We start from the raw sequence: 12,934 nt of genomic DNA on the forward strand, positions 1-12,934 counted from the left end.
AACTATAGTGCACATGGATGTGCGATAAATGAGCAAAGTGCTTACAAAATACGAGAATTCGATTCTCGCCGTCAAGGTTTCGAGCCGAGACTCCACGGAAGGAGTTCAGGGGTGACTGAGTTCGAGAGCGTGTGGAGCGACCTGCAGGGCGTCCCGTTCTCACAGGGCTACCTCGACGCGGGCGGGGTGCGCACCCGCTACCTGCACGCGGGTGATCCCGGCAAACCCGCGCTGGTTTTCCTGCACGGCTCGGGCGGCCATGCCGAGGCATACGTGCGCAACCTCGAAGCGCATGCCGAACACTTCTCGACCTGGTCGATCGACATGCTCGGGCACGGTTACACCGACAAGCCGGGGCATCCACTTGAGATCGCCCACTACGTCGAGCATCTCGCCGGTTTCCTGGACGCGATCGGCGCGTCGCGGGCCCACATCAGCGGGGAGTCGCTGGGCGGCTGGGTGGCGGCGCGTTTCGCCGCGGACCGTCCGGAACGCGTGGAGCGCCTTGTGCTCAACACCGCCGGGGGCTCGCAGGCCGATCCGGAGGTGATGAAACGGATCGTCACGTTGTCGATGGCCGCCGCGGAGAATCCCACCTGGGAGACCGTGCAGGCCCGCATCAAGTGGCTGATGGCGGACAAGACCAAGGACTACGACGACATCGTGGCCAGCCGCCAAAGGGTGTACCGGCAACCGGGATTCGTCAACGCGATGCGAGACATCATGGCGCTGCAGGACCCCGAGATCCGTGCGCGAAACCTGCTGGGAACCAACGAGTACGGTGCGATCACTGCACCTACGCTGGTGGTCTGGACCAGCGACGATCCGACCGCCGACGTGAAGGAAGGCCGCCGCATCGCGTCGATGATTCCCGGTGCCCGCTTCGAGGTGATGCCGGGCTGCGGTCACTGGCCGCAGTACGAGGACCCCAAGACCTTCGACCGGCTGCATCTGGACTTCCTGCTGGGGCGCGCATGACCGCGCCGTCGGGCAGCACCCCTGACGTCGACGTCGTAGTCGTGGGGGCCGGCCCCTCCGGCCTGACGCTCGCGAACATCCTCGGACTGCAGGGCGTGGCAACCCTGGTCGTGGACGAACGCGACACGCTCATCGATTATCCCCGAGGGGTCGGGCTCGACGACGAGTCGCTGCGCACGTTCCAGGCGATCGGTCTGGTCGAGCGCGTCCTGCCGCACACCGTGCCGAACCAGATACTGCGGTTCTTCGATGCCGACCGCAGACTGCTCGCCGAAATGGCGCCGCCGGATGCGCGGTTCGGCTGGCCCAAGCGCAACGGATTCGTGCAGCCCCTGGTGGACGCCGAATTGTTCGGCGGCCTGGAGCGATTCGACCACGTCGAGGTGCGCTTCGACCACCGCATGCAGTCGTGCAGCGAGACCGCAGGCGGTGTGACGGTCACTTTCGACGGTGACCGGGATCCTGTGCGGGCCCGCTACGTGGTCGGCTGCGACGGGGGTCGCAGTACCACCCGCAGGCAGATGGGCGTGTCCTTCGACGGCACCACTTCCTCGACGAGGTGGTTGGTCGTCGACGTCGCCAACGACCCGCTCGGCCATCCCAACAGTGAGGTCGGCGCGGACCCGGCCCGTCCCTACGTGTCGATCTCGATCGCACACGGCATCCGGCGGTTCGAGTTCATGATCCATCCGGACGAAACCGACGAGCAGGCCGACGATCCCGCGTTCGTCCGGCGCATGCTCGGGCAACGCGTCCCCTATCCCGAGCGGGTGGACATCATCCGGCACCGGGTCTACACCCACCATTCGCGGATCGCCGGATCGTTCCGCAAGGGCCGCCTCATGCTCGCCGGCGACGCCGCGCACCTGATGCCGGTCTGGCAGGGCCAGGGCTACAACAGCGGGATCCGTGACGCCGCGAACCTCGGTTGGAAGCTCGCGGCGGTGGTCAACGGGCAGGCCGACGACGCACTGCTCGACACCTACGACCTCGAACGCCGTAAGCACGCACGGGCCATGATCGACCTGTCCACCATGGTGGGCAAGGTCATCTCACCGACCAACCGGGGTCTGGCCGCGCTGCGCGACCGCGTGATCCACGCCGCGTCCGTGGTGCCGACGTTGAAGCGCTACATCCTGGAGATGCGGTTCAAACCGATGCCCCGCTACCAGCAGGGTGCGGTGTACCACGACGCCCAGCCGTCACCGACCTCGCCGACGGGCACGCTGTTCATCCAGCCGCGGGTCGACACGCGCGAGGAGTTCAACGTGCTTCTCGACGATGTCCTCGGCCCGGGCTTCGCGGTGGTGTGCTGGAGCAACAATCTGCGTGCGGTGCTCGGCGACGAGGCATTCGACCGCTGGAAAGGGTTGGGAGCCAGGTTCGTCGAGGCGCGGCCGATGACTCAGCTGCACTGGCCGGGCTACGACGACGCCGACGTCGAAGTGGTGGGTGATCGCACCGGCGCGTTGAAGAAGTGGTTCGACGTCTCGACCGACTCGGTGTTGTTCGTGCGACCCGACCGCTGTATCGCGGGCGCGTGCATCGCCCAGCGCGCGCCTGAGGTCTCGACCGCGTTGTTCGCCGTGCTGCATCTCACCAGGGAAGGAGGTGCAGGCTCTCATGGCGAAAAGTCAGATGGCACTGTGCTGCATGTCGCACAGTCCGCTGCTGAACCTTCCGGGACCAGCGCAGGAACTCCTTGACGACATCGAGGGCGCCATCGCGGCGGCCAGGGAGTTCGTCGCCGCGTTCGACCCGGATCTCGTCGTCACGTTCTCGCCTGACCACTACAACGGCTTCTTCTACCGGGCGATGCCGCCGTTCTGCGTGGGCACCGCGGCCGCGGGCGTCGGCGACTACGGCACCTATCAGGGTCCGCTCGATGTCCCGGCCGACCTCGCAATCGATTGTGCCCGGGCAGTTCTCGACTCGGACGTCGACGTGGCGGTCTCGGCCGCGATGGACGTCGACCACGGCACCGTGCAGCCGCTGCAGAAGCTGTTCGGCGACGCCACGGCCAAACCGGTGATCCCGGTGTTCGTCAACTCGGTGGCCACCCCGCTGGGACCGATGCGCCGGGTCCGCGCGCTCGGCGCCGCCGTCGGGACCCACCTGGCCGGGCTCGGAAAGCGGGTGCTGGTCATCGGATCCGGGGGCCTGTCGCACGACCCGCCGGTGCCGACCCTGGCGACCGCCCCGCCTGCCGCGCTGGACCGCATCGTGCGCGGCGTGCCGATGACCACCGAACAGCGGCAGGCCCGTCAGGCGGCGGTGATCGAGGCGGCACGCGAATTCGCCTCCGGGCAGGGCGCTTTGGCCCCGTTGAACCCGGACTGGGATCGTGCCTTCCTCGACCTGCTCGACAACGGGCGGCTCGCCGAGGTCGACAGCTGGGACAACAGGTGGATCGCCGAACAGGCGGGCAACTCCGCCCATGAGGTCAGAACCTGGGTGGCCGCCTTCGCGGCGCTCGCCGCGCAGGGCAAGTACGAGACCGGCAACCGGTACTATCGTGCCGCCCCCGAGTTGATCGCCGGTTTCGCCATCCGAACGGCGGTGTGTACGTCATGAGTTCTGTTGTGGGCCAGACATTCGAGCATTTCACCGACGTGCTGGTGATCGGCTCCGGCGGCGGCGGGATGACCGCCGCCCTGGCCGCGGACGCCTCGGGTCTGGACACCCTGGTGGTGGAGAAGTCGCCGCGTTTCGGCGGGTCCACCGCACTGTCCGGCGGTGGGATCTGGGTGCCGGGCGCGCCGTCACAGCGCAGGGAAGGCTACGTGCCCGACCCCGACGAGGTCTTCACCTATCTCAAGGAGATCACCGGCGGCCTGGTCAGTGACGCCCGGTTGCGCAAGTACGTCGACGCCGCCCCGGAGATGATGGAGTTCCTGGAGAAACTCAGCCCGTGGCTGGAGTTCGTCTGGAAGCCCGGATACGCCGACTACTATCCCGAACTGCCCGGCGGGTCGGCCCTGGGAAGCACCATCAACGTGCCCGAGATCGACCTTCGCGTGCTCGGTGACGAGGAACAGCACCTGCTGGCCCCGTTGGCGCTGGCACCCAGAGGAATCTGGTTCGCTCCCAAGGATCTACGGCTGTTCTACCAGGTCCGGCAGTCCTGGCGCGGCAAAGCCGTTCTGCTCAAGCTGATCTGGCGGATGTTCCGGGCCCGGGTGTTCGGGGACCGGATGGCCGCCATCGGCCAGTCGTTGTCGGCACGGCTGCGGCTGGCGATGAAGCAGCAGAACATCCCGCTGTGGTTGAACGCCCCGATGACCGAGTTGATCACCGACACCGACGGTCCGGAGGGGCGGGTGGTCGGTGCGGTGATCGAGAGGGACGGCCGCCCGATCCGGGTCCGGGCCAGAGGCGGGGTGATACTCGCCAGCGGCGGCTTCGACCACGATATGCAGTGGCGCCGTCAGCACCTGCCCGAGCTGAACCGGGTCGACGAACTCGCCGGCTGTGGAAAGGACTGGAGCTTCGGCAATCCCGCAGCGACGGGCGACGGCATCCGGGCCGGCGAGAAGGTCGGCGCGGCGACCGATCTACTCGACGAGGCCTGGTGGTTCCCGGCGATCTGCTGGCCCGACGGCCGGTTGCAGTTCATGCTCAACGAACGCATGATGCCGTCCCAGTTCGTCGTCAACGGTGACGGTGAGCGGTTCATCAACGAGGCGGCCCCATACATGGACTTCGCCCACGCGATGATCGAGGGGCAGCGGTCCGGTGTCACGCACATCCCGTGCTGGCTGATCACCGATATCCGGTCGTTTCACCGGTATGTGGTGGCGGGGCACCTGCCGATCCCGAAGGTGCCTTTCGCGCCGGTACCGACGGGCTGGAAGGTGCCGGCGGCGTGGCTGGAGTCCGGAGTGGTCAAGACCGGTTCCACCTGGGAGGAACTCGCCGACCAGATCGGTGTTCCCGGCACCCGACTGCGTGGCACCGCCGAACGATTCAACGCACTCGCGGCGAAAGGCCATGACGACGACTTCAACCGTGGTGACAGCGCTTACGACAACTACTACGGCGACCCCACGCTGCCCAACCCGAACCTGCACCCGCTGGGGGCACCGCCCTACTTCGCCTTCCAGATCATCCTGGGTGATCTCGGCACCTCGGGCGGGCTGCGCACCGACGAGCACGCCAGGGTGCTGCGCGGCGATGACTCGGTGATCGGCGGTCTGTACGCCGTCGGCAACGCGTCGGCCGCGGTGATGGGCCGCAGCTACGCAGGCGCGGGCGCCACCATCGGACCCGCCATGACGTTCGGCTACGTCGCCGCCCGCCACATCGCGGACTCAGCAGGCGGAACCACCGACCGGACAACGACATCCACCGAAAGCCCCGGATCCTCAAGGAGGTAACCAGCAGTGAAGATTTCTCTGTTCTACGAGTTCCCGTTGCCCCGACCCTGGTCGGAAGACGACGAACACCAGCTCTTCCAGCACGGACTGGACGAGGTGGAGCTCGCCGACAAGGCCGGCTTCTCGACCGTGTGGCTCACCGAGCATCACTTCCTGGAGGAGTACTGCCATTCGACCGCGCCCGAGCTGTTCCTGGCGGCGGCCAGTCAGCGCACCAAGAACATCCGGCTGGGCTTCGGCGTCATGCACCTGCCGCCACCGATCAACCATCCCGCCCGCATCGCCGAGCGGGTCGCGACGCTGGACCACCTGTCCAACGGTCGGGTGGAGTACGGCACCGGCGAGGGTTCGTCGGTCGCCGAGCTGGGCGGGTTCAACATCGATCCGGCCGACAAACGCACGATGTGGGAAGAGGCCCTCGAGGTCTCGATCCGCTGCATGACCGAGGCCCCGTTCACCGGGTTCAAGGGCGAACACGTCGAGATGGCGGCCCGTAACGTGATCCCCAAGCCGCTGCAGCAGCCCCACCCGCCGGTCTGGGTGGCGTGCACCCGGCCGTCGTCGGTGCAGATGGCGGCCCAGAAGGCCATCGGCGCACTGAGTTTCGCCTACACCGGGCCGGAGGCGCTCAAGGAGCGGGTGGACGGCTACTACAAGGAATTCGAGGAGCAGGGCGCGCCGATCACCCCGGCGATCAACCCGAACATCCTGGCGATCGGTGGTGACCTGTCGATGATGGTGGCCAAGACCGACGAGGAGGCGCTCGAGCGGCTCGGCATCGGCGGCGGGTTCTTCTCGTTCGGGATCATGCACTACTACCTGACGGGGATGCACACCCCCGGCCGCACCGGAGTATGGGAGCTGTACGAGAAGGCGGTCAAGGAGGATCCCACGCTGGCCTACGGGCCCGGTCGCGGCGCGATCGGCTCACCGGACACCGTGCGGGAATTCCTGCGCGGGTACGAGGCCAGCGGTGTCGACGAGATCATCCTGCTGCTCAATCCCCGCAGCCATGAGGGCACGATGGAGTCCATCGAGATCATGGGCAGGGACATCCTGCCCGAGTTCATCGAGCGCGACGAGAAGGCGGTCAAGGACAAGGCCAAGCGACTTGAGCCGGTGATCGAGAAGGTGGAGGCCCGCCGGCAGTCCTGGGACGCACCGTTGTTCGACGAGACCTACGCGTTCGGTGGGTTGCCCACCGGCCGCGGCGGCAAGTTCACCGCCGGTGAGATTCCCGAGGCGATGGCCGAGATCAACGAGGGCCGGGTCAAAGCCGCGCAGGCCGAGAAGGACGCCAAGGCCGCGAAGGAAGCCGCGAGCTGACCGTGACCGCACTCGACGAGCTTGTGCGCTTCGACGGCAGACACGTCGTGGTCACCGGGTGCGCCTCGGGGATCGGCGCACAGGTGGCGCACCAGCTCGGGAGTCTCGGTGCCCGGGTCACCGGCCTGGATCTTCGAGAGCCGGACGCGCAGAGCGCGATCCAGGACTTCGTGCAGTTGGATCTCGCCGAGCCCAGATCGGTCGACGCCGCGGCCGCAGCGGTCGACGGCCGCGTCGACGCGCTGTTCAACGTCGCCGGGGTGTCGTCGGGGATCAAGGATCCGCTGCTGGTGATGCGCATCAACTTCCTCGGCATGCGTCAGTTCACCGAGGCGTTGATCGCGCGGATGCCCGAAGGGTCGTCGATCACCAATGTGTCGTCGCTGGCGGCGTCGGCCTATCTGGAAAACGCGGCCACCACCGCGGGTCTGCTGGAAACCGGATCGGTGGCCGAAGGGCTCCAGTGGTGCGCCGACCATCCCGAGGCCCTCGCCGACGGCGGCTACCGGCAGTCGAAGGAGGCGATCATCCTCTACGGGATGCGCCGGACGGCCGATCTGGGCGCCCGCGGTATCAGGATCAACTGCAGCGCACCGGGTGTCACCGAGACCCCGATTCTCGACCAGTTGCGTTCCGCCTACGGGCAGCAGTACCTCGACTCGTTCACCGCGCCGCTGGGGCGGGTGTCCACGGCCGAGGAACAGGCCGCGATGCTGATCTTCCTGGGCAGCCGGGCGGCCGGCTACCTCACCGGGCAGGTGGTGTGGACCGACGGCGGCATTCTGGCCCAGCGGATCTCGGCGCAGATGACCGACATTCAGGCAGCACAGGGGAGTTGACGATGACCGGCACCATGAAGGATTTCCGCAGGGTGGCAGACGAGGTCCGCAACTGGGGCAGGTGGGGCGACGACGACGAAGTCGGCACGCTGAACTTCATCACACCCGCGAAGGTCGCCGAGGCGGCGGGCCTGGTCAAGCAGGGCAAGGTGATCTCGCTGGGCGGAGACTTCAGTTCAGGGGGACCGCAGGGCGCGTTCAAGTTCCGGCAGAATCCCGTGCACGTGATGACCGTCGACGGCGGTGACGCCTCCACCCTGGTCGAGTACGGCCCGCAGTGGCTGCGCAACGCGGTGGCCGCCGACATGAGCGCCTTCTTCGCCGACAACCCGTTCCGCTTCAACGACGACATCATCGTGATGCCGCTGCAAGCGGCCACCCAGTGGGACGCGATGTCGCACGTGTATTACGAGGACAAGCTCTACAACGGCTTTCCCGCCGATTCGGTGACGAGCTTCGGCGCGTTCCACCTCGGCATCGAGAAGGTCGACAACAAGGGCATCACGTCCCGTGGTGTTCTTCTCGACGTCGTCGCCCACCGGGGCGTCGACACGTTCTGCCAGCCGGGAGCACCCATCACCCCCGACGAACTCGACGAGATTGTGGCCCGACAGAACGTCGAGATCCGTTCCGGCGACATCGTCGTCGTGCACACCGGGTGGTGGACGCGCTTCCTGTCCACCGGTGACGGCGGCGAAGCCGGTTCCGGGCTGCACTGGACCTGCGCCTCCTGGCTGCACGAGCACGAGGTGGCCGCCGTGGCCGCGGACAACCTGATGGTCGAGGATCCCGATCCCGGCAACGGTGTGGAGGGCACGTTCCTGCCGATGCACATGCTGTGCCTGCGTGACATGGGCCTGATGCTCGGCGAGTACTGGGACCTCGGTCCGCTGGCCGCCGACTGCGCCGCCGACGGCGTGTACGAATTCCAGCTCGTCGCACCGCCGTTGAAGGTGGTCGGTGCGGTCGGGGCGCCCGTCAGTCCGATTGCGATCAAGTGAGTGGGGAAGTGACCGGAACCAACCAACCGTTCATCGTCGGCCTCGGCGGAACGCTTCGAGCCAACTCATCGACCGAAAGGGCGTTGCGGTATTGCCTGGCCTCGGTGGAGCGACAGGGCGGGCGCACGCGACTGTTCAGCGCCGAGGATCTCGATCTGCCCATGTATGCACCCCACGAGTTGGAACGCACCCCGCGCGCCCTGGAACTGGTCAAGACGCTGCGGGACGCCGACGCCGTCGTGGTCGGCTCGCCGGGATACCACGGCGCCATCTCGGGTCTGGTGAAGAACGCGCTCGACTACATCGAGGACCTCCGCGACGACCCCCGCGTGTACCTCGACAACACCCCGTGGGGTTGCATCAGCTGCGCATACGGCTGGCAGGCGGCCGTCGGCACCCTGACCCAACTTCGCAGCATCGGGCACGCCCTGCGGGCGTGGCCGACGCCGTTGGGCGTGGCGATCAACTCCGCCGACCCGGTCTGGGACTCGTCCGGTGAGCTCGCCGCCACCGAACAGGGCAGGGCCGTGGCGAACCAACTCGATCTGCTGACGAGCCAGGTCCTGGCCTTCGCGCAGACGAACAGGGATTCGGTTACCTGACGCCATGGCGCTCGAACCCAAATCGGTGCTGGTCGACGGACTTCGTACAAGCTATCTGGAAGCGGGACATGGTGAACCGGTCGTGCTGTTGCACGGAGGCGAATTCGGCGCCAGTGCCCGGATCGGGTGGGAGCACACAATCGCGCCGTTGGCGCAGCGATACCGGGTGCTGGCGCCGGACATGCTCGGCTTCGGCGACTCCGCCAAGGTCGTCGACTTCACCGACGGCCGCGGAATGCGCATCCGGCATATCGCACGCTTCTGCGAGGTGATGGACGTCGAGGCCGCCCATTTCGTCGGGAACTCGATGGGCGCGATCAACCTGCTCGTCGACGTCACCTCGGACGCCGCCGTGCTGCCGGTCCGCAGCCTGGTGCTGATCTGTGGCGGCGGGGAGATCCAACGCAACGAGCACGTCGACGCCCTCTACGACTACGACGCCACGTTCGAGGGTATGCGCCGGATCGTCGCGGCGTTGTTCGCCGACCCCGCCTACCCGACCGACGACGAGTACGTGCGGCGGCGCTATGAGTCCAGTATTGCGCCGGGAGCGTGGGAGTCGTTGGCGGCGGCACGGTTTCGCCGACCAGGTCTGGATCCTCCGGCGACACCGAGCAGCGCGCGGGCCTACGACCGCATCACCGTCCCGACCCTGGTGCTCGAGGGACGCGACGACAAGTTGCTGCCCACAGGGTGGGCGGCCGAGATCGCCGGGCAGATCAGGCACGGCCGATCGGCGGTGATCGACGACGCCGGGCACTGCCCGCAGATCGAGCAGCCCGCCGCCGTCAACCAGGAGTTGCTGGACTTCTTCGAGGAGCAGACATGACCGAACTTGTCGGCAAGGTCGCGATCGTCACCGGCGGAGCGTCGGGAATCGGCCGGGGCATCGCCGAGCGTTTCGCCGCCGAAGGCGCCCGCGTCGTCATCGCCGACGTGCGCGACGATCTGGGGGAACCGCTTGCCGCCGAGCTCAATTCCCGCGGCGCCAAGACCGTCTACCGGCACACCGACGTGGGTGACCAGAGGCAGGTCGCCGAACTCGTGGCCGCCGCGGTGGACACGTTCGGTGGGCTGGACGTCATGGTGAACAACGCGGGGATCTCCAGCCCGCTGCGCAAGGGCCTGTTCCATGAGGACCTCGAAGAGTTCGACCGCGTCATGAGGGTGAACCTGCTCGGAGTGATGGCAGGCACCCGCGACGCCGGGCGGTACATGGCCGACCACGGAGGCGGATCGATCATCAACCTCGGCTCGATCGGCGGCATCCAGGCCGGCGGCGGCGTGTCTACCTACCGCGCGTCCAAGGCAGCCATCATCCACTTCACCAAGTGCGCGGCGATCGAGCTCGCGCATTACGAGGTCCGTGTCAACTGCCTTGCGCCGGGCAACATTCCGACACCCATCCTCGCGTCGTCGGCCACCGACGAGGATCGTGAACGACTGGAGCGCTTCGAGGCCAGGATCCGCCGGCAGATGCGCGACGACCGCCCGCTGAAGAGGGAGGGTACCGCCGAGGACGTCGCCGAGGCTGCCCTGTATCTGGCGACCGACCGGTCGCGGTACATCACCGGCACGGTGCTGCCGGTGGACGGCGGCACCGTCGCCGGCAAGGTGATCGTCCGCAAGCCGCCCCCCGCCGAGGCCGCGACATGAGCTTTTTAAATCAGTCGCTTGACTTAGTAGGTGTGACCGGGTTCACTGAGTGGGTGACGACTGCGAGGACGGTGCGCGCCGACCGCGCGAGCAGCACCCAGGAGGCGATCCTGAAAGCGGCCGAACGGCTCTACGCCGAGCACGGCGTCTTCGCGGTGTCGAACCGGCAGGTCAGTGAGGCCGCGGGGCAGGGCAACAACGCCGCCGTCGGCTACCACTTCGGCACCAAGGCCGACCTGGTGCGCGCCATCGAGCACAAGCACCGCGGGCCGATCGAGGAGCTACGCGAGCAGCGGGTCGCGGCAATCGGCGCCTCCACGGACATGCGCGACTGGGTCGCCGCTCTGGTGTGCCCGCTGACCGATCACCTGGCGGCCCTCGGCAATCCGACCTGGTACGCCCGGTTCGCCGCGCAGGTCATGACCGATCCCGCGTACCACAACATGATCGTCAAGGACGCGCTGTCGTCGCCGTCGCTGGTCCGGGTGCTCGACGGGATCAACAGCTGCCTGCCCGATCTGCCCGTCGATGTCAGGGTGGAGCGGAACATCATGGGCCGCAACCTGTTGATGCACAGCTGCGCCGACCGTGAGCGACTGCTGGCGCAGGGCGCGCCGGTGGCGCGCCCATCCTGGCAGGCCGCGGCCACCGGCCTGATCGACGCGATCATCGGGCTGTGGCACGCCCCCGTCACCGAGCCGGCCTGACATGAGGGTCACGGTCGACCAGGACAAGTGCGTCTCATCGGGTCAGTGCGTCCTCAACGCCGGTGCGGTCTTCGACCAGCGCGACGACGACGGGGTCGTCGAACTGCTGATCCCCGAGCCCGGACCCGAATATGCCGAAGAGACCCGCAAGGCCGCGACGGCATGCCCGGCCCTGGCCATCCATATCGAGGAGTGAAATGACAGAGACGCTTGCGCAGGAAGCGGTGTCGGTTCCCGAGTATCCGATGGAGCGGACGGCGGGCTGCCCGTTCGCGCCCCCGCAGCAGATGCTCGAGATGAACCAGGTCAAGCCCCTTTCCCGCGTGCGGATCTGGAACGGCACCACGCCCTGGCTCGTCACCGGACACGAGGTCGCGCGCACGCTGTTCGCCGATTCCAGGGTGAGTGTGGACGACCGTCGGGAGGGCTTTCCGCACTGGAACGAGCACATGCTGTCCACCGTGGACAAGCGACCGCGGTCGGTGTTCACCTCCGACGCCGAGGAGCACACGCGGTTCCGCCGGATGCTGTCCAAGCCGTTCACCTTCCGGCGTGTCGAGGCGCTGCGTCCGGTGATCCAGCAGGTCACCGACGAGTGCATCGACGAGATTCTGGCGGGTCCACAACCGGCCGACATGGTCGCCAAGCTCGCTCTTCCGGTGCCAACCCGGGTGATCTCCGACATGCTCGGGGTGCCGTACGAGGATCACGAGTTCTTCCAGGAGCACGCGAACGCCGGCCTGGCCCGCTATGCCGCCGCGGACGCGATGCAGAAAGGTGCGATGAGCCTGCACCAGTACCTGATCAACCTCGTCGAGGAGAAGCAGGCCCACCCGGCCGAGGACGCGGTGTCCGATCTGGCCGAGCGTGTCACCGCCGGTGAGATCAGTGTCAAGGAAGCGGCCCAGTTGGGGACCGGATTGCTCATCGCCGGGCACGAGACCACCGCCAACATGATCGGCATCGGAATCTGCGCTCTGCTGGAGAACCCCGAACAGGCAGCGCTGCTTCGCGATTCGGACGACCCGAAGTTCATCGCCAACGCCGTCGAAGAGCTGATGCGCTACCTGTCGATCATCCAGAACGGACAGCGGCGCGTGGCCACCGAGGACATCGAGATCGGCGGCGAGACCATCCGGGCGGGGGAGGGCATCATCCTCGATCTGGCGCCGGCCAACTGGGATGCGCGGGCGTTTCCCGAGCCCGACAAACTCGACCTCACCCGGGATGCCACCCAGCAACTCGGCTTCGGCTACGGCCGTCATCAGTGCGTCGGTCAGCAATTGGCGCGCGCCGAACTGCAGATCGTGTTCCACACCCTGCTGCGCCGCATCCCGACGATGAAGCCGGCCATTCCGCTCGAGGAGGTGCCGTTCAAACACGACCGGCTCGCCTACGGCGTCTACGAACTACCGGTGACCTGGTAAAGCCCTCTCCCACAGCCCGATT

The 12,934-nt window shown here is 67.2% G+C and carries 13 protein-coding genes; all 13 read left to right on the forward strand.

Going from position 1 to position 12,934, the window contains the following annotated elements:
• Positions 1-111 precede the first annotated feature (111 nt).
• Genes BN976_RS14640 through BN976_RS14700 form a run of 13 tightly spaced genes read left to right on the forward strand, consistent with a single transcriptional unit; the run spans position 112 to position 12,912 of the window.
• Positions 112-978, forward strand: a complete 867-nt coding sequence (locus BN976_RS14640) for an alpha/beta fold hydrolase (protein ID WP_011781401.1) — start codon at positions 112-114, stop codon at positions 976-978.
• Entirely contained in the window at positions 975-2,684 is a 1,710-nt protein-coding gene (locus BN976_RS14645; protein ID WP_011781400.1) for a bifunctional 3-(3-hydroxy-phenyl)propionate/3-hydroxycinnamic acid hydroxylase, read from the forward strand. Before BN976_RS14640 ends, BN976_RS14645 begins: the two co-directional genes overlap by 4 nt.
• Positions 2,632-3,552, forward strand: a complete 921-nt coding sequence (locus tag BN976_RS14650) for a 3-carboxyethylcatechol 2,3-dioxygenase (protein WP_011781399.1) — start codon at positions 2,632-2,634, stop codon at positions 3,550-3,552. Before BN976_RS14645 ends, BN976_RS14650 begins: the two co-directional genes overlap by 53 nt.
• Positions 3,549-5,354: an FAD-binding protein gene (locus BN976_RS14655; RefSeq protein ID WP_011781398.1), complete on the forward strand. Its 1,806-nt coding sequence runs from the start codon at positions 3,549-3,551 to the stop codon at positions 5,352-5,354. Before BN976_RS14650 ends, BN976_RS14655 begins: the two co-directional genes overlap by 4 nt.
• Before the next feature lie 6 nt (positions 5,355-5,360).
• On the forward strand, positions 5,361-6,680 hold the full coding sequence (locus BN976_RS14660; protein ID WP_011781397.1) for an LLM class flavin-dependent oxidoreductase: 1,320 nt from the start codon (positions 5,361-5,363) through the stop codon (positions 6,678-6,680).
• A 2-nt stretch (positions 6,681-6,682) separates the two neighbouring features.
• Positions 6,683-7,519 (forward strand): coniferyl-alcohol dehydrogenase, encoded by an 837-nt coding sequence (locus BN976_RS14665; RefSeq protein ID WP_036371616.1) that lies wholly within the window; start codon positions 6,683-6,685, stop codon positions 7,517-7,519.
• 2 nt (positions 7,520-7,521) lie between these two features.
• The gene (locus BN976_RS14670; protein ID WP_011781395.1) at positions 7,522-8,520 is read left to right on the forward strand and encodes a cyclase family protein; all 999 of its coding nucleotides are present in this window, start codon (positions 7,522-7,524) and stop codon (positions 8,518-8,520) included.
• A gap of 8 nt (positions 8,521-8,528) precedes the next feature.
• On the forward strand, positions 8,529-9,122 hold the full coding sequence (locus tag BN976_RS14675) for an NADPH-dependent FMN reductase (RefSeq protein ID WP_011781394.1): 594 nt from the start codon (positions 8,529-8,531) through the stop codon (positions 9,120-9,122).
• Between the two features lie 4 nt (positions 9,123-9,126).
• Positions 9,127-9,951 (forward strand): alpha/beta fold hydrolase, encoded by an 825-nt coding sequence (locus BN976_RS14680; protein ID WP_011781393.1) that lies wholly within the window; start codon positions 9,127-9,129, stop codon positions 9,949-9,951.
• On the forward strand, positions 9,948-10,778 hold the full coding sequence (locus BN976_RS14685; protein ID WP_011781392.1) for an SDR family NAD(P)-dependent oxidoreductase: 831 nt from the start codon (positions 9,948-9,950) through the stop codon (positions 10,776-10,778). Before BN976_RS14680 ends, BN976_RS14685 begins: the two co-directional genes overlap by 4 nt.
• Positions 10,775-11,485 carry a TetR/AcrR family transcriptional regulator gene (locus tag BN976_RS14690; RefSeq protein WP_011781391.1) on the forward strand — a complete coding sequence of 237 codons (711 nt, stop codon included), beginning with the start codon at positions 10,775-10,777 and terminating at the stop codon, positions 11,483-11,485. The genes BN976_RS14685 and BN976_RS14690 overlap by 4 nt, the downstream gene beginning before the upstream one ends.
• 1 nt (position 11,486) lies before the next feature.
• The gene (locus tag BN976_RS14695; RefSeq protein WP_011781390.1) at positions 11,487-11,681 is read left to right on the forward strand and encodes a ferredoxin; all 195 of its coding nucleotides are present in this window, start codon (positions 11,487-11,489) and stop codon (positions 11,679-11,681) included.
• Position 11,682: 1 nt separating this feature from the next.
• On the forward strand, positions 11,683-12,912 hold the full coding sequence (locus BN976_RS14700; RefSeq protein ID WP_011781389.1) for a cytochrome P450: 1,230 nt from the start codon (positions 11,683-11,685) through the stop codon (positions 12,910-12,912).
• The last annotated feature ends 22 nt before the right edge of the window (positions 12,913-12,934 follow it).

The organism is Mycolicibacterium austroafricanum, assembly GCF_000612725.1.
In the GTDB taxonomy this organism is placed as follows: domain Bacteria; phylum Actinomycetota; class Actinomycetes; order Mycobacteriales; family Mycobacteriaceae; genus Mycobacterium; species Mycobacterium austroafricanum.

What these genes read in the sequence shown, in the direction of transcription:
- BN976_RS14700 (WP_011781389.1), top strand. Translation starts at nt 11,683, where the DNA reads ATGACAGAGACGCTTGCGCAGGAAGCGGTGTCGGTTCCCGAGTATCCG.
- BN976_RS14685 (WP_011781392.1), top strand. Translation starts at nt 9,948, where the DNA reads ATGACCGAACTTGTCGGCAAGGTCGCGATCGTCACCGGCGGAGCGTCG.
- BN976_RS14670 (WP_011781395.1), top strand. Translation starts at nt 7,522, where the DNA reads ATGACCGGCACCATGAAGGATTTCCGCAGGGTGGCAGACGAGGTCCGC.
- BN976_RS14680 (WP_011781393.1), top strand. Translation starts at nt 9,127, where the DNA reads ATGGCGCTCGAACCCAAATCGGTGCTGGTCGACGGACTTCGTACAAGC.
- BN976_RS14650 (WP_011781399.1), top strand. Translation starts at nt 2,632, where the DNA reads ATGTCGCACAGTCCGCTGCTGAACCTTCCGGGACCAGCGCAGGAACTC.
- BN976_RS14655 (WP_011781398.1), top strand. Translation starts at nt 3,549, where the DNA reads ATGAGTTCTGTTGTGGGCCAGACATTCGAGCATTTCACCGACGTGCTG.
- BN976_RS14690 (WP_011781391.1), top strand. Translation starts at nt 10,775, where the DNA reads ATGAGCTTTTTAAATCAGTCGCTTGACTTAGTAGGTGTGACCGGGTTC.
- BN976_RS14645 (WP_011781400.1), top strand. Translation starts at nt 975, where the DNA reads ATGACCGCGCCGTCGGGCAGCACCCCTGACGTCGACGTCGTAGTCGTG.
- BN976_RS14695 (WP_011781390.1), top strand. Translation starts at nt 11,487, where the DNA reads ATGAGGGTCACGGTCGACCAGGACAAGTGCGTCTCATCGGGTCAGTGC.